This window comes from Amycolatopsis sp. NPDC051758, from assembly GCF_044453095.1.
In the GTDB taxonomy this organism is placed as follows: Bacteria; Actinomycetota; Actinomycetes; order Mycobacteriales; family Pseudonocardiaceae; genus Amycolatopsis.
Map to the genome: position 1 here is coordinate 761,629 of NZ_JBITCJ010000003.1, position 15,056 is coordinate 776,684.

Here is a 15,056-nt window from a genome sequence, read left to right on the forward strand (position 1 = left end):
GAACATCGACGGGAGCACGATGAGCCAGCTCGATCGGGCAGAACTCGCACAGCAGGGCGCGATCCGGGCCGACGGCCTGCGTGCGGCGGGCGTCGAGCTGGTCGCGCTGACCTTCGTGGACAACAGCGGCATCACGCGGGTGAAGGCCGTGCCGGTGGACCGGCTGTGGTCGGCGGCGGCGTGGGGTGTCGGCGCGTCGAACTCCTTCGACTTCTTCCTGGCCACCGACGACATCGTCGGCGGCAAGTACTCGCGCGGCCCGGTCGGCGACCTGCGGCTGCACCCGGACCTCGACGCGCTCGTGCCCTTGGCCGCGCAGCCGGGCTGGGCCTGGGCGCCGGTCTGGAAGTACGACCAGGAAGGCGAGCGGCACCCGCAGGACGCGCGGGCGCTGGCCGCGGCGGCGACGGCGCGGCTCGCGGCGCTGGGCTACGACGCGCGGACGGCTTTCGAGATCGAGTGGGTGATCACCGCGGCGGACGCGCCGGACGACCCGCGCTCGGCGACCGCCGGTCCGGCTTACGGGTACGCGCGGCTTTCCGCGCAGGCGGCGTATTTGCGCGCGCTGGTGTCCACTTTGTCCGCTCAGGGCGTGACGGTGGAACAGATCCACCCGGAGTACGCGGCGGGCCAGTTCGAGGTGTCGGTGGCGGCGGCCGACCCGGTGCGCGCGGCCGACATCGCGGTGCTGACCCGCGAAACGATCCGGACGGTCAGCGAGCGGCACGGGCTGCGCGCGTCGTTCACACCGAAGTTCTCACCCGACGGCGTCGGCAACGGCGGCCACGTGCACCTGAGCCTCTGGGACGGCGACCGCAACCTGTGCGCCGGCGGCGACCGGTGGTTCGGCCTGACGCCGACGGCGGAGGCGTTCGGCGCCGGCATCCTGTCCCGGCTGCCGGCGCTGCTGGCGATCGGCGCGCCGTCGGTGGTCAGCTACCTGCGGCTGGAGCCGCAGCACTGGGCCGGGGTGTTCAGCGCGTGGGGCCTGGAGAACCGCGAGGCGCCGCTGCGGCTGGTGCAGGGCGCGGCCGGGCAGCGTGACCGGGCGGCGAACTTCGAGGTCAAGTGCTTCGACCTGACGGCGAACCCGTACCTGCTGGTGGCGGCGCTGCTGTTCGCCGGGCTGGCGGGCATCGAGGCGTCGTCGAGTTTGCCGGAGCCGGTGGACGTCGACCCGGCGACACTCCCCTCGGCGACCCGGCTGCCGACATCGCTGGCGGACGCGGTGACGGCGTTCGAGGCCGACCCGGCGTTGACCTCGGCGTTCGGCCCGGAGCTGGCGACCACGCTGATGGACGTGCGACGCGGGGAGATCAACCGGCTGGGCTCGCTGGACCCGGCGGAGCTGTGTTCGGTGATGCGGTACCTACATTGACGCGGCCACTTCGTCGCGCAGCTGCGGGAGTTTTGCGTAGAGGCGGTCGCCGGGGCATTCGGTGTTGTAGAAGTCGCGGTGGCCCTTGATCTCCTCGACGGGAATGCCGTACTGGCGGCAGATGTAGGCGCAGAACACCACGAGCGACGCCCACTGCGTCTCGGGCGGCTCGACGCTCGTGTAAAGGCCTTCGTTCTCGATGCCGATGGCGTTGGTGTTCTGGCCGGGGCAGTGCGCGCCCTGGATCATGGTGGTCCGCCCGCGCAGCGCGTCGAGACTGCCGTGGCGGCCTTCCATCCGGTAACCGCCGCGGCTGACGGTGAAGTGCTGGCCGGTGTCGGACCAGCCGTTGTTGTCCATGTGGTCGTGCTGGTCGTCGCGGGCCACCTGGAAGGCGTGCGCCAGGGAGTAGTCGGTGCTGTTGGCACTGGCGATGTGGTGGATCAGGATGCGGTCGGCCGGGTGGTCGAGGGTGGTGAGCACGTCGGCGGGCGGCCGGGCGCCCCACTCGGCACAGCTGTAGATCCGCGGGGCGGTCCGGGCTCGTGCCGCGTCGGGGAGCAGGAGGCCGGTCGCGCCGGCGGCGACCAGGCCGGCGGCGCCGCGGAGGAAGGTGCGCCGCGGGAGGTGTCCGATGTCCATGGACCGGACTCTCGCGTGGCGGCGTACAGCTTTTGTACAAACGGCGGTCAGCCCGCCGAGGCCAGCTCTCCCGCGCCGCTGTACAGCTGGATCTTGAAGCGGATGTGCTCCTGGTGCTCCCGCAACCGCTCGATCTGCGCCTCGACCCGCTGCTCGTGCTCGCGCAGCACCTCGACACGCTCTTCGCGCGTCGCCTCGCCGGAGCGCAGGAGTTCGACGAACCGCAGCATCTCCGCGACCGGGAGGCCCGTGTAGCGGAGGCAACGGAGGAGCTGCAGGAACTCCACGTCCTGGTCGGTGAACGCCCGGCGGCCGCCGGGGGTGCGGCCGACCTCGTGGAGCAGGCCGATGCGCTCGTAGTAGCGGAGGGTGTCGATGGTGAAGCCGGTCTTTTCGGTCACCTGGGCCGGGGTGTAGGACGTCACGGGATCCAGAGTGACACCTGGAGTGCACTCCGGGTCAAGAACCGGACGTCACGAAGCCCGAGCGCCTTCGCGGCAAAATGTCAGGCGGGAGTGACGGCCCGGCGTACGCCTTCGGCCAGCTCGGCCGACAGCGCGCGGACGCCCGAAGCGCCCTCGGCCGCCGCCGTGACCAGGGCCGAGCCCACGATCACCGCGTCCGCGAACGACGCCACTTCGGCCGCCTGGTCACCGGACCGCACACCCAGGCCCACGCCGATCGGCAGGGACGTGTGCGCCCGCGTGCGGCGGACCAGCGTCTCCGCGCCCGCTCCGACCTGGTCGCGGGCGCCCGTCACGCCCATCACCGCGGTTGCGTAGATGAAGCCCGAGGCCGCGTCGACCGTGCGGGCGATGCGCTCCTCCGACGACGACGGCGCCACCAGGAAGATCCGGTCCAGGCCGTGCTCGTCGGACGCCGTCATCCACGAACCGGCTTCGTCCGGGATCAGGTCCGGCGTGATCAGGCCGAGCCCGCCCGCCGAAGCGAGGTCGCGGGCGAAGCGGTCCACGCCGTAGCGGTGCACCGGGTTCCAGTACGTCATCACGACCGCGCGGCCGCCGCGGGACGACACCGACTCGACCACCTCGAACAGGTGCTTCAGCCGGAAGCCGTTGTCCAGCGCGGTCACCGAGGCGGCCTGGATCGTCGGGCCGTCCATCACCGGGTCCGAATACGGGACGCCGACCTCGATCAGGTCCGCGCCGCCGTCGACGCACGCCGCGATCAGGTCCTTCGACCCGTCCACGGTCGGGAATCCGGCCGGAAGGTAGCCGATCAGGGCTCCGCGGCCTTCCGCGCGCGTTGCCGCGAAGAGGTCGTCCAGCCTGCTCATTCGTTCACCAGCCCGAACCACTTCGCCGCCGTGTCCATGTCCTTGTCGCCACGACCCGACAGGTTCACCACGATCAGGCCGTCCGGCCCCAGCTCGCGGCCCAGGTCCAGCGCGCCGGCCAGCGCGTGCGCCGACTCGATCGCCGGGATGATGCCTTCGGTGCGCGAGAGCAGCTTGAACGCGTCCATCGCCTCGGCGTCGGTGATCGGCCGGTACTCGGCGCGGCCGGTGTCCTTCAGCCACGCGTGCTCCGGGCCGACGCCCGGGTAGTCCAGCCCGGCCGAAATCGAGTGCGACTCGACCGTCTGGCCGTCCTCGTCCTGCAGCAGGTACGTCATCGCGCCGTGCAGGTTGCCCGGGGACCCCTTGGTCAGCGTCGCCCCGTGGCGGTTGCCCTCGATGCCCTCGCCACCCGGCTCCAGCCCGACCAGCCGCACGGACGGGTCGTCGTAGAACCCGGAGAAGATGCCGATCGCGTTCGACCCGCCGCCGACGCACGCCGCGACGACGTCGGGCAGGCGGCCGGCCTGCTCGAGGATCTGCGCCCGCGCCTCTTCGCCGATGACGTGGTGGAAGTTGCGGACCATCGTCGGGAACGGCGCCGGGCCGGCGGCCGTGCCGAACAGGTAGTGCGTGGTGTCGGCGTTGGCGACCCAGTCGCGCAGCGCCTCGTTGATCGCGTCCTTCAGCGTCCGTGAACCGGTTTTGACCGGGATCACCTCGGCGCCGAGGAGCTTCATCCGGGCGACGTTCAGCGACTGCCGCTCGGTGTCGACCTCGCCCATGTAGACGATGCAGTCGAGGTCGAGCAGCGCGCACGCGGTGGCCGTCGCGACGCCGTGCTGGCCCGCACCGGTTTCGGCGATGACCCGCTTCTTGCCCATCCGCTTGGTGAGCAGCGCCTGGCCCAGCACGTTGTTGATCTTGTGCGAGCCGGTGTGGTTGAGGTCCTCGCGCTTGAGGAACACCCGCGCGCCGCCGGCGTGCTCACCGAAGCGCTTGGCTTCGGTGAGCAGCGACGGACGGCCCGCGTACTCACGCAGCAGGCGGTTGAACTCGTTCAAGAACTCCGGGTCGTTGCGCGCCTTGTCGTACTCGGTGGCGACCTCGTCGACGACGCCGATCAGCGCCTCCGGCATGAACCGCCCGCCGTACGGGCCGTAGTAGCCGCGCTCGTCCGGATCGTGCTCGGGGTTCGGCTTGTCCGTCACCGGGAAGGCCTCGGGCAGGCGGGGTGCGAGCCGGCCGTGACCAGCTTGACCAGGGCGCCCTTCGGGTCACCCGACGCGACGAGCCCTTCGCCGACCAGCACCGCGTCGGCGCCGTGACCGGCGTACGACATCAGGTCGCCCGGCCCGCGGACCCCCGACTCGGCGACCTTGTAGACGTCCATCGGCAGGCCGGGGGCCAGCCGCGAGAAGACGTCGCGGTCCACCTCGAGGGTGTGCAGGTTGCGCGCGTTGACGCCGATGACCTTGGCGCCCGCTTCGAGGGCCTTGTCGGCCTCCTCGGCGTTGTGGATCTCCACCAGCGCGGTCATGCCGAGCGATTCGACGCGGTCGAGCAGCGCGGCGAGCGCGTTCTTCTCCAGCGCGGCGACGATCAGCAGCACCATGTCGGCGCCGTGCAGGCGGGCCTCGTGCACCTGGTACGGGCTGACGATGAAGTCCTTGCGCAGCACCGGGATGTCCACGGCGGCGCGGACGGCGTCGAGGTCGGCCAGCGAACCGCCGAAGCGGCGCTGTTCGGTGAGCACGCTGATCACCCGCGCGCCGCCGTCCTGGTAGTCCTTCGCCAGCGAAGCGGGGTCGGGGATCTCGGCCAGGTCGCCCTTGGACGGGCTCCGGCGCTTCACCTCGGCGATCACGCCGATGCCGGACTCGCGCAGCGCGGACATGACGTCGCGGGGCTGCGGGGCTGCGGCCGCGCGGATCTTCAGTTCGTCGAACGGCAGCGCGGATTCCCGCACGGCGAGGTCTTCCCGCACGCCGGCGACGATGTCTTCGAGCACGCTCACCGGGCGCCCCCGCCCGGGCTCGTGGTCACCGATTCACTCGCAAGGTCGCTCACAAAAACCTTCCCCTTCCCGCCGAAACGATGCTAACCCCCGCATCTGGAGTGCTCGGTTCCGGGTGCGTGCGTTACTCCGAATGCCTGGCCCGGACGTCCGTGGGGTCTTCGCCCTCGGAGAGGGCCTCCCACAGCTCGGCGTCCGGATCACGCACCTTCTTCCGCGTCGCCGGCGCCGCGTACCTGGCGCCGAGCCGCGCGGCCTTGCCCGCGCCCTTGACGGCTGCCAACCCGCCCGCGGCGACGAGAATTCCCCCGAGCACGGCCAGGCCGCGCCCGAGCAGCATCTGGGTCACCGGCAGCCCGTCGGCGTACCCGCCGAACCGGACCCCGGCCACACCGGACCAGACGGCCGCGACACCGGCCAGCGCCAGCACGACGCCCAGCACGCGCCGTGCCCAGCCGCCGGTGGCGATCACCCCGGCGACGCCGGCCAGCGCGAGCAGGGCAAGCGGCACGAGCGCCGTCGCCCGCTGCTCGCCCGTCTCGCGGTAGAGCACGGTTCCCCGGACGCCGCCGTCGCGGAACTCGGCGAACCACGTCAGCCGTGACGCGCCCCACAGGGCCAGCGCGGCCAGCAGGAGCGCGACCACGATCATCCACAGTGGACGCCGGGACGGGGTTTGCGCGGCCTCAGACACGGGCGGTGTCCGCCGCCGGGTCGAGCGTGCCCGCCGCCACCATCGTCTGGGCGGCGGCGACCGCCGAGAGCACGGTCCTGGCCTTGTTCAGCGATTCGGTGTCCTCGTAGTCCGGCACCGAGTCGGCGACCACCCCGCCCCCGGCCTGGACGTGCGCGATGCCGTCCTTCACCAGCGCGGTGCGGATGGCGATCGCGGTGTCGGCGTCACCGGCGAAGTCGAGGTAGCCGACAACCCCGCCGTACAGCGCGCGGCGGACCGGCTCCAGCTCTTCGATCAGCTCCATCGCGCGGACCTTCGGCGCGCCGGACAGCGTCCCGGCCGGGAAGCACGCGGTGACCGCGTCGAACGCCGTCTTGTCGTCGGCCAGCTCGCCGGTGACGGTCGACACGATGTGCATGACGTGGCTGTAGCGCTCGACCTGGAAGAAGTCGACCACGCGCACGGTGCCCGGCTTGCAGACCTTGCCCAGGTCGTTGCGGCCGAGGTCGACGAGCATCAGGTGCTCGGCGCGCTCCTTCTCGTCGGCCAGCAGGTCCTTGGCCAGCTGCGCGTCCTCTTCGGGGTCGGCCCCGCGCCAGCGGGTGCCCGCGATCGGGTGCGCGGTCGCCTTGCCGTCCCGCACCGTGACCAGCGATTCGGGGCTGGACCCGACGATGTCGAAGCCGTCGAGCCGCAGCAGGTACATGTACGGGCTCGGGTTGGACGTCCGGAGCACGCGGTAGATGTCGAGCGCGTCGGCGGCGGTCGGGATCTCGAACCGTTGCGACGGCACGATCTGGAACGCTTCGCCGGCCTTGATCGCCTCGACGGCCTTCTCGACCGCGGCGTGGAAGTCTTCCTTGGACCGCTTCCGGGTGAACTCCGGCGCGGGCCGCTCGAACGCCGCGACGGTCGCGGGCGCGGGCACTTGCAACTGCTCGGTCATCGCGCTCAGGCGGGCGACGGCGTCGTCGTAGGCCGCGTCCACGCGCTCGGGCGAGTCGTCCCAGTTGACGGCGTTCGCGATGAGCGTGACCGTGCCCTCGTGGTGGTCGAAGGCCGCCAGGTCGGTGGCCAGCAGCATGGTCAGCTCGGGGATGTCGAGGTCGCGCTCGGCCAGCTCCGGCAGCTTTTCCAGCCAGCGCACGGCGTCGTAGCCGATGTAGCCGACCATGCCGCCGGTCAGCGGCGGCAGCCCGGGCAGCGCCTCGGTGTGCAGGGCCTCGATGGTCTCGCGCAGCACGTTCAGCGGGTTGCCTTCGGACGGCAGGCCGACCGGCGGGGTGCCGGTCCAGACCGCCTTCCCGTCGCGGACGGTGAGCGCGGCCGGGCTGCGGACGCCGATGAACGACCAGCGGGTCCAGGAGGCGCCGTTTTCCGCGGACTCGAACAGGAACGTGCCCGGCCGGTCGGCGGCGAGCTTGCGGTACACCCCGATCGGCGTCTCGCCGTCGGCGAGGACCCGGCGCACGACCGGGATCACGCGGCGGCTCTCGGCGAGGGCGCGGAAGTCCTCGCGGGACGGGCTGACCGAGCCGGGGCCGGACGAACCGGCGGAAGCGCTGACCATGGGACTCATTGTGCCGCTGCCCCGGACAGCCGGCCGCGCCGGGTGTCGAATTCATGACTTGTTGAATTTGCGGGCAACCGTGTCATGATGAAGCCGTGAGCACCACGGACAGCACCGAGACTACCGGCCGGCGCCGGGGCCGGCGGCCCGCCGGCCAGGACACGCGCACCGCGCTGGTCGAAGCCGCGCGGGCCGTGTTCGCCGAAAACGGGTACGACGGTGCGACCGTGCGCGCGATCGCCACCCGCGCCGGCGTCGACGCGGCGATGGTCAACCACTGGTTCGGCGGCAAGGAGGGCCTGTTCGCCCAAGCCGTGCTCAAGCTGCCGTTCGACCCCCTGGAGCTGCTGGAGATCCTCCGCAACGGGCCGGACGACGAGCTCGGCGAGCGGATCGTCCGCACCTTCATCACCCGCTGGGACGGCGCGGGCGGCGGGGTGTTCGTCGCGCTCATCCGCAGCGTCGCCGGCCACGAGCAGGCCGGGCACGTGCTGCGCGACTTCTTCCAGAAGTTCTTCACGGCGCTGATCTCGTCGATGGGCGCCGACCACGTCCCGCTGCGCATGACGCTCTGCGCTTCCCAGATGGTGGGCCTGGGCATGATCCGGTACGTGGCGAAGTTCGAGCCGTTCGCCTCCGAAGAGGTCGAGGTCCTGGTGCGGGCGGTGGCGCCGAACCTGCAGCGCTACCTCACCGGCGACATCAGCTGACCCGGCGGCGCGTGGTCACCCCGCGCACCGGCACCGCGTAGAGCCCCTGGTCCCGCTGGATCAGCACCACCATGTGCCGGCCCCGGCCCCCGACCCAGGCCCGCCGGTTTTCCCAGCCGGCCAGGCCGCGGAGGCTGTGCGTCGACAGCGAGCGGCGGAGCTGGACGCTCGAGCCGTCGCGATAGGCGGCGTAGACCGGCGGCTGGTGCTCCGAGCGGCCGCCGCCCAGCTCGGGCAGGACGGTCACCCCGGCGCTGCGCCACCCCGTCGCGGCGACGGCCCGCAGCCGCCGCAGCCAGCCGGCCGCGACGACCACCGAGATGGGCAGCCCGACGAGCCCCGCCAGGGTCGGGATCATGCTCAGGTCGCTCGCCCCGCTCGGGTTCGCCTCCTCCTGGGTGCGGACGCGCGCCGGGTCGGCCGGGTCGTAGAACACGGTCACCCGGTCCCCGACGTGGTAGGTGCAGTCGGCGGCGCAGTCGATCCGCTCGAGCCGCACCTGGTCAGGCGTGGCGAAGCGCACCTGGAAGTACGGCGCCTTCTTGACGGGGTCGTTGTAGAAGACGACCTCTCCCGCGACACGGACGCCGCTCGTGAGGAGGTCTTCGGCCGCCGCACCGGCCAGGGTCACGCCGGTGACGCCGGCCGCGAACACCGCGGCCCAGGCCAGGGCGAGCCCCGCCGCGCGGAAAACGGTCCGGCGCAGCTTCGCGGTCTGCACCGCGAAGTCGCCGGCGGTGCGGTCCGCCGGCGGCAGCCACGGGGAGAAGTCCTGCTCGTCGACGGCCATGGGGTGAGATTACGGCCTCTGACCTGCCCGAACGACGCGACGAGAAGCACAGCCGGGCGAGGCAACCCGGCGGCCTCGCCGAGCGTGCAAGTGAGCAGGCGGACGGTTCACCCGGATGCGCGCGGGAATTGTGTGAGTCGCTATTCGCTGACACCGTTCGCACATTCGGGGAATCGACGGGATTCGTATCCTTTCCCCATGAAGCCAACGTCTTCAGGGCCCGCGGCGAGAACTCTCGCCGCTTCGCTGCGCGAAGAACGCGAAGCACGCAACGTCGGCCTTCGCAGGCTCGCGGACAAGCTGGGGATATTGCCGCAGACGCTGTCGTTGTGGGAGAAGGGGCAACGGTTGCCGAGTGTCGAGGACGTGTCGGCGATCCTCGCGCTGTTGCAGGTGACCGGGGAGAAGCGTGACCGGATCCGGACCCTGGCGCGGCACGCCCGCGAGCCCAACTGGCTCGCGTCGAGCAACGCCGACCTTCCCTTTGCCCTCACCACGATCCTGGACCTGGAAAGCACCGCCACGGCGATCACGGCATGGGCGCCATTGGTGATTCCCGGACTCCTCCAGACACCGGACTACATCCGGTCGATCATGGACAGCTCCCCGGTCACGGTCGACCAGGCCGACAAGCGGCTCCGGGTTCGGCTCGGCCGGCAGCGAATCCTCACTCGCCACGAGCCGGTTCGCTACACGGCGCTGATCGGCGAGCGGGCGCTCCACGAAAACTTCGGCGGTCCCGGCGTGATGCCCGACCAGATCGACCATTTGGCGGAAATGTCGGAGCGCGCAAACATCCGGGTGCGCATCGTGCCCGCCGCGATCGGTTATCACCCCGGTCTGATCGGCCCGTTCGAAATCTACGACTTCGACCAGTCGCCACCGATCACGGCGGTGGAACACGTGCACTCGACCGCTTTTCTCGACGAGTCCGAGCAGATCGCGGGCCACCGGGCCGTTGCTAAGCTGCTCAGCGGACTAGCCCTGAGCGAAGAGGCCACCCGCACTCTGCTGCGGGAAGCCGCACCATAACGGAGGCCGTGGTGAGCGCAATCTGGCGCAAGTCGTCGTACAGCGGGCACGAAGGCAGCTGTGTGGAGGTCGCGCTCGGACCGGTCGTCGGCGTGCGGGACACAAAAGCCCGTTCCGCCGGTCAGCTCAGCGTTTCCGTCCGCGCCTGGCGGTGCGCGCTGGCGCGGCTTCGCGCCGGCTGAGCAGCGCATCACGCCGCAGGCGGCGGTTGAAGACCTTCGCGTACAGGAGGACGGCGAGCATCCCGCCCACCACCACGACGAACGCGGCCCACAGCACGTCGTTGGTCAGCAGCACGACGAACGCCACGATGATCACGGCCACCGCGATCCCGCTCTTGATCATGAAGTTCCGCAGCCGGCGGTTCACTTCGGCGCTCCCCAGTTCCATGTGCGAACGATACGCCCGGCCTAGGCCGGGACGCGAGGCTCGTAACCCACCACCGGAACGGCGTAGGGCCACGGGTCGGACTCGTCCGGCGGGAAGAGCACGACCATGAACCGCCCCGCGCCGCCGACCCAGACCTCCTGGGACGCCGCGGTCGCCCGGCGGCTGATCCCGTGCGTCGACGACCTCCGGTACAGGAGGATCCGGCTGTGGTCGCGGAAGCGGATGCTGACCTTGCTGGTGTCGGTGCGGTGCCGCGGCGTGGAGACCAGCGCTTCCGCGGGCCGCCAGCCGCCGGCCTCGACCGCGGCGTGCCGCTTCCGCCATTCGATTGCACCGTCCACGAAGCACAGGATGCCCACGGCGGCCGCGACCAGCACGAATCCCAGCGCAACAGCACCGCCGCCGGCCGGGACCTTCTCGACGGACGGCAGCACGCCGGCCGCCGTGATCACCGCTTCGATGCCGACACCCAGCAGCACGGCGAAGAGCCACGCGTGGGTGCCGTAGTCCCACAGCCGTTCGGTCTCGACGTCGAGGTCGAAGCGGGCCGTCGGGCGGCGGCCGTCGGCGGGTGGGAGCCAGCCGTCCGGCTGCTCCTGCTCCGGCGCTTCTTCCTTGCCCATCCAGGACAAGGTGAACGCGTACAGCAGTGTCAGGAGCACACCCGCGCCCCCGGCCACCGCGGCGGTCAGGAACCGGCCGAGGACGAGCAGCACCACGAGCACCGCGACCACGAACGCACACCACAGCCCCAGCGCGACCCGCGCACCTCGCCCCATCCAGGGAGGGTACGCCCGGTCAGCGCGCCAGCAGAAGCGCGATCAGCGCCAGTGTTCCGGGCAGCACCTGCACGAAGAGGATGCGCTTGTTCGCCGTCGCGGCGCCGTAGAGGCCCGCGACGATCACGCAGACGATGCCGTACAGCTTGAGCTGGAAGCCGGTCGGATCACTCGCGATCAGGCCCCACACGAGGGCGAGCGCCAGGAAACCGTTGTACAGCCCCTGGTTCGCGGCCAGCGGCGCGCTCTCCTTCGCGAACTCCTCGGTGGTGCCGAAGGCCGCGCGGGCCCGGGGCGTCGTCCAGAGGAACATCTCCAGCACGACGATGTAGACGTGGATCAGGGCGACCAGCCCGACCAGGACGTCCGCGACGATCCTCACGCGTTCTCTTTCTCATCGGCCAGGAGCAAGCGCTCTTCGGTGTCGAAACAGGTGTGCGTGCCGGTGTGACAGGCCGGGCCGGTCTGGTCGACGCGCAACAGGACCGTATCGCCGTCGCAGTCGATCCGCACTTCGCGGACGTGCTGGTAGTGCCCGGACGTCTCGCCCTTGACCCACAGCTTCTGCCGGCTGCGGGACCAGTACGTGCCGCGACGGGTGGCCAGGGTGGCGGCCAGCGCGTCGTCGTTCATCCAGGCCATCATCAGCACGTCGGAGGTGGCGTGCTCGACGACGACCGCGGCGATCAGGCCGTCGGCGTTGCGCTTGAGGCGCGCCGAGACGGCCGTGTCCAGGCTCATGCTTCGGCTCCCAGGATGTGCCGCTTCAGCGGCATCGAGTTCAGCAGGACGAATGCGTAGCCGTACCCGGCGAAGGACAGGCCGGAGAACAGCTTGTTGAACCACAGTGCCGCGCCGAGCAGCAGGAAGGCGTGCAGCAGCGCGAACACCACGGTGATCACCAGGCCGCCGATGCGGGCGCTGCCCATCTTGAGCACCAGACCTGTCGTCACGACGCCGCCGAGGATCAGCGCGAGCGCGGGCATCCGGTAGATCGCCAGGTCCGCCCCGGCGCTCAGCACCGGGATCAGGTCGAGCAGCGCCCACGCCACCGGCAGGCCGATCAGCAGCCCGGCGACGACCTTGACCTCGACGGGTGCCGGCCAGGACCTCATCGGACCTCGACCCCGCCTTCGCGCAGCGCGTCCTTGACGTCGCCGATCTTCAGCTGTCCGAAGTGGAACACGCTGGCCGCGAGCACGGCGTCGGCGCCGGTGCGGACCGCGGGCAGGAAGTGCTCGACCGCGCCCGCTCCTCCGCTCGCGATCACCGGGACGCGCACGGCCTTGCGCACCAGCTCGATGAGCTCGAGGTCGAAGCCGTTCTTGGTGCCGTCGGCGTCCATGGAGTTCAGCAGGATCTCGCCGACACCGAGCTCCTCGCCGCGCGCGGCCCACTCGACGGCGTCGATGCCGGTGCCGCGGCGGCCGCCGTGCGTGGTGACCTCGAAGCCGGACGCGGTGGGCTCGCCGCCCTCGGGTACGCGGCGCGCGTCGACCGACAGCACGATGCACTGGGCGCCGAACCGGCGGGAGGCCTCGTGGAGGAACTCCGGCCGGGCGATCGCGGCGGTGTTGATGCTCACCTTGTCCGCGCCGGTGCGCAGCAGCCGGTTGACGTCGTCGTTGCTGCGGACGCCACCGCCGACGGTGAGCGGGATGAACACCTGCTCGGCGGTGCGGCGGACCACGTCGTAGGTGGTTTCGCGGTCCCCGGAGGACGCCGTGACGTCGAGGAACGTCAGCTCGTCGGCCCCTTCGGCGTCGTAACGCCGGGCCAGCTCGACCGGGTCGCCGGCGTCGCGCAGGCCGGCGAAGTTGACGCCCTTCACGACCCGGCCCGCGTCGACGTCGAGACAGGGGATCACCCGCACCGCGACAGACATGCCCACCAGCGTAGTCAAGCGCCTTCTAAGCTCAGGCAATGGCACAGGCAGGACGGCGGCCGGGGCAGACCGAGACGCGCGAGAAGATCCTCGACGCGGCGCGGCACCGGTTCGCGGACCTGGGGTACGACGGCGCGACGGTCCGCGGGATCGCCGCCGACGCGGGCGTGAACGCGGCGCTGCTGCACCACTTCTTCGGCAGCAAGCAGCAGCTGTTCGCGGCGGCGATGAACCTGCCGGTGAACCCGGCCGAGCTGGTCCCGGCCATCCTCGCCGGGCCGCGCGCGGGCCTGGGGGAACGGCTGGTGCGCGCGTTCCTGGCGGTCTGGGCCACCCCCGAGGGACGCACGCCGTTCATCGCGATGCTGCGCGCGGCGGCGACGAACGAGCAGGTCGCGGTGATGATGCGCCAGTTCATCGAACGCGCGGTGCTGGCCGAGGTGGCCCGCGCGCTGGACGTGCCGAAGGCCCGCGTCGCCGGGATCGCCGCGCAGATGATGGGCGTCGCGCTGCTGCGGTACGTGATCAAGCTGCCCCCGCTGGCCGACGCGGACGACGACGAGATCGTCGCGCTGCTCGCACCGGTCGCGCAGTACTACCTCGAAGGCCGCAAAACCGTCGGTGGCCCGCCGTAGGCTGGAAACCGGGGGCTGCTCAGCACGCCGCGTTCACGTCCCGGCCATCCGATTCGTCTAGTTTTCCGCGCGTGCGCAGACTCCTCCCGGTGGCCGTGGCCGCCGTCACCCTGCTGACCGCCGTCCCCGCTTCCGCCACCCCGCGCGACCCGTCGCCGGTGGTGCAGACCGAGGCGTTCGCCGAGCCCGCCGACGCCGACGACCCCGCGATCTGGGTCCACCCGCACGACCCCGCGCGCAGCATCGTGCTCGGGACGCTGAAGGAGGGCGGCCTGGCGGCGTTCGACCTGGACGCCCGCACCCTGCAGCGGGTCCCGGCCGGTCCGGGCGGGCGGTTCAACAACGTCGACGTCGTCGGCGACCTGGCCGTGGTGAGCGACCGCGGCCGCGACCGGATCCGGGTGTACCGGATCGACCCGGACGCCCCGCAGGTGCTGCGCGACGTCACCGACCCGGCCGCACCGCCGGTGTTCTCGGCGTCGGAGTCCGAAGTGGACGAGCAGCGCACGGCGTACGGCCTGGCCGCCGGCCGCGACCCGCGCACCGGCCTCCGGTGGGTCGCGGTGACCCGCCGGCACGAGACGCGGGTGGCGCTGCTGCGGCTGGTGGACCAGCCGGGCGGCACGGTCGGCACCGCGCCGCTCGCGACGGTGGACCTGCCGTCGACGTTCCGGCTGCCGAACGGTGCGTCGTGGTCGCCGTGCGAGGAACCCGGCGAGGGGCCGCAGCTGGAAGGGTCCGTGCTGGACGGGCGGGTGCTCTACACCGCCCAGGAGGACGTCGGGATCTGGCGGATCCCGCTGTCCCCGGCCGGGTTCGGCCGGCCGGAGCTGATCGACCGGGTGCGCTCGTACGGCGTCCCGGCGCGGTGGGACGCGGCTTCGGAGGAGTGCGTGCCGTCCGGCGCGGACCCGGGTTTCGGCGGCAAGTGGCTTTCCGCGGACGCCGAAGGGCTGGCCGTCGCGCACGGGACGCTGTTCGCCTCCAGCCAGGGTGACTCGCGGTTCGTCGTGTACGGCAAGCGGACGCGTGACCTGCGGATCGTCGCCGGCCGCGGCACGGACTCGGTGGAGCATTCGGACGGCTCGGCGATCAGCACGGCGTACCTCGGCCGCCGCTTCCCGCACGGCCTCCTGGTGGTCCACGACGGCGAGCGCCGACCGGCGGTGGGTGACCTGGAGACGACCGGCTTCGCCTTCCTCCGGCTCGAGGACGTTCTCTAAATACTTCTCACACCCGTGCATCAACCCGGCCC

Annotated in this window: 20 protein-coding genes; 6 read left to right on the forward strand and 14 right to left on the reverse strand. The window is 71.5% G+C overall.

Annotation, left to right across the window (positions count from 1 at the left end; translation table 11 throughout):
- Positions 1 to 19 precede the first annotated feature (19 nt).
- Positions 20 to 1,378 (forward strand): glutamine synthetase, encoded by a 1,359-nt coding sequence (locus ACIA5G_RS18885; protein WP_395924671.1) that lies wholly within the window; start codon positions 20 to 22, stop codon positions 1,376 to 1,378.
- Here ACIA5G_RS18885 and ACIA5G_RS18890 read toward each other — a convergent pair.
- The 7 genes from ACIA5G_RS18890 to ACIA5G_RS18920 form a co-directional block, all read right to left on the reverse strand.
- Complete coding sequence (locus tag ACIA5G_RS18890; protein WP_395924673.1) at positions 1,370 to 2,020, reverse strand: peptidoglycan recognition family protein; 651 nt, start codon at positions 2,018 to 2,020, stop codon at positions 1,370 to 1,372. The two genes, ACIA5G_RS18885 and ACIA5G_RS18890, sit on opposite strands and share 9 nt — an antisense overlap.
- A gap of 47 nt (positions 2,021 to 2,067) precedes the next feature.
- Complete coding sequence (locus ACIA5G_RS18895; RefSeq protein ID WP_395924675.1) at positions 2,068 to 2,445, reverse strand: MerR family transcriptional regulator; 378 nt, start codon at positions 2,443 to 2,445, stop codon at positions 2,068 to 2,070.
- Between the two features lie 80 nt (positions 2,446 to 2,525).
- The gene (gene trpA / locus ACIA5G_RS18900; protein ID WP_395924677.1) at positions 2,526 to 3,317 is read right to left on the reverse strand and encodes a tryptophan synthase subunit alpha; all 792 of its coding nucleotides are present in this window, start codon (positions 3,315 to 3,317) and stop codon (positions 2,526 to 2,528) included.
- Complete coding sequence (trpB, locus tag ACIA5G_RS18905) at positions 3,314 to 4,546, reverse strand: tryptophan synthase subunit beta (protein WP_395924955.1); 1,233 nt, start codon at positions 4,544 to 4,546, stop codon at positions 3,314 to 3,316. Before trpB ends, trpA begins: the two co-directional genes overlap by 4 nt.
- Entirely contained in the window at positions 4,525 to 5,334 is an 810-nt protein-coding gene (gene trpC / locus ACIA5G_RS18910; RefSeq protein WP_395924679.1) for an indole-3-glycerol phosphate synthase TrpC, read from the reverse strand. Before trpC ends, trpB begins: the two co-directional genes overlap by 22 nt.
- A 124-nt stretch (positions 5,335 to 5,458) precedes the next feature.
- Positions 5,459 to 5,986: a Trp biosynthesis-associated membrane protein gene (locus ACIA5G_RS18915; RefSeq protein WP_395924957.1), complete on the reverse strand. Its 528-nt coding sequence runs from the start codon at positions 5,984 to 5,986 to the stop codon at positions 5,459 to 5,461.
- 34 nt (positions 5,987 to 6,020) lie between these two features.
- Positions 6,021 to 7,580 (reverse strand): anthranilate synthase component I, encoded by a 1,560-nt coding sequence (locus ACIA5G_RS18920; protein ID WP_395924681.1) that lies wholly within the window; start codon positions 7,578 to 7,580, stop codon positions 6,021 to 6,023.
- A gap of 95 nt (positions 7,581 to 7,675) precedes the next feature.
- Here ACIA5G_RS18920 and ACIA5G_RS18925 point away from each other — a divergent pair, with 95 nt between their 5' ends.
- Positions 7,676 to 8,290 (forward strand): TetR/AcrR family transcriptional regulator, encoded by a 615-nt coding sequence (locus ACIA5G_RS18925; protein ID WP_395924683.1) that lies wholly within the window; start codon positions 7,676 to 7,678, stop codon positions 8,288 to 8,290.
- On the opposite strand, the gene ACIA5G_RS18930 is transcribed toward ACIA5G_RS18925, so the two are convergent.
- Positions 8,283 to 9,080 carry a DUF3592 domain-containing protein gene (locus ACIA5G_RS18930; RefSeq protein ID WP_395924685.1) on the reverse strand — a complete coding sequence of 266 codons (798 nt, stop codon included), beginning with the start codon at positions 9,078 to 9,080 and terminating at the stop codon, positions 8,283 to 8,285. The genes ACIA5G_RS18925 and ACIA5G_RS18930 overlap by 8 nt on opposite strands.
- Before the next feature lie 198 nt (positions 9,081 to 9,278).
- On the opposite strand from ACIA5G_RS18930, the gene ACIA5G_RS18935 reads away from it, so the two are divergent.
- Together ACIA5G_RS18935 and ACIA5G_RS18940 are read left to right on the forward strand one after the other, a co-directional pair.
- Complete coding sequence (locus ACIA5G_RS18935; RefSeq protein ID WP_395924687.1) at positions 9,279 to 10,112, forward strand: helix-turn-helix domain-containing protein; 834 nt, start codon at positions 9,279 to 9,281, stop codon at positions 10,110 to 10,112.
- A gap of 62 nt (positions 10,113 to 10,174) precedes the next feature.
- The gene (locus tag ACIA5G_RS18940) at positions 10,175 to 10,294 is read left to right on the forward strand and encodes a hypothetical protein (RefSeq protein WP_395924959.1); all 120 of its coding nucleotides are present in this window, start codon (positions 10,175 to 10,177) and stop codon (positions 10,292 to 10,294) included.
- Here ACIA5G_RS18940 and ACIA5G_RS18945 read toward each other — a convergent pair.
- Genes ACIA5G_RS18945 through hisF form a run of 6 tightly spaced genes read right to left on the reverse strand, consistent with a single transcriptional unit; the run spans position 10,239 to position 13,166 of the window.
- Positions 10,239 to 10,502 (reverse strand): hypothetical protein, encoded by a 264-nt coding sequence (locus ACIA5G_RS18945; protein WP_395924689.1) that lies wholly within the window; start codon positions 10,500 to 10,502, stop codon positions 10,239 to 10,241. The two genes, ACIA5G_RS18940 and ACIA5G_RS18945, sit on opposite strands and share 56 nt — an antisense overlap.
- Before the next feature lie 20 nt (positions 10,503 to 10,522).
- A complete protein-coding gene (locus ACIA5G_RS18950) occupies positions 10,523 to 11,281 on the reverse strand; it encodes a hypothetical protein (protein WP_395924691.1) in 759 nt (252 codons plus the stop codon).
- 19 nt (positions 11,282 to 11,300) lie between these two features.
- Entirely contained in the window at positions 11,301 to 11,663 is a 363-nt protein-coding gene (locus ACIA5G_RS18955) for a DUF1304 domain-containing protein (protein ID WP_395924693.1), read from the reverse strand.
- The gene (hisI, locus tag ACIA5G_RS18960; protein ID WP_395924695.1) at positions 11,660 to 12,022 is read right to left on the reverse strand and encodes a phosphoribosyl-AMP cyclohydrolase; all 363 of its coding nucleotides are present in this window, start codon (positions 12,020 to 12,022) and stop codon (positions 11,660 to 11,662) included. Before hisI ends, ACIA5G_RS18955 begins: the two co-directional genes overlap by 4 nt.
- Positions 12,019 to 12,396, reverse strand: a complete 378-nt coding sequence (locus ACIA5G_RS18965; protein WP_395924697.1) for a hypothetical protein — start codon at positions 12,394 to 12,396, stop codon at positions 12,019 to 12,021. Before ACIA5G_RS18965 ends, hisI begins: the two co-directional genes overlap by 4 nt.
- Entirely contained in the window at positions 12,393 to 13,166 is a 774-nt protein-coding gene (hisF, locus tag ACIA5G_RS18970) for an imidazole glycerol phosphate synthase subunit HisF (protein ID WP_086674706.1), read from the reverse strand. Before hisF ends, ACIA5G_RS18965 begins: the two co-directional genes overlap by 4 nt.
- 38 nt (positions 13,167 to 13,204) lie before the next feature.
- Between hisF and ACIA5G_RS18975 the strand changes: the two genes are divergently transcribed.
- Entirely contained in the window at positions 13,205 to 13,801 is a 597-nt protein-coding gene (locus ACIA5G_RS18975; RefSeq protein ID WP_395924699.1) for a TetR family transcriptional regulator, read from the forward strand.
- 89 nt (positions 13,802 to 13,890) lie between these two features.
- Positions 13,891 to 15,024, forward strand: a complete 1,134-nt coding sequence (locus tag ACIA5G_RS18980; RefSeq protein WP_395924961.1) for a phytase — start codon at positions 13,891 to 13,893, stop codon at positions 15,022 to 15,024.
- The last annotated feature ends 32 nt before the right edge of the window (positions 15,025 to 15,056 follow it).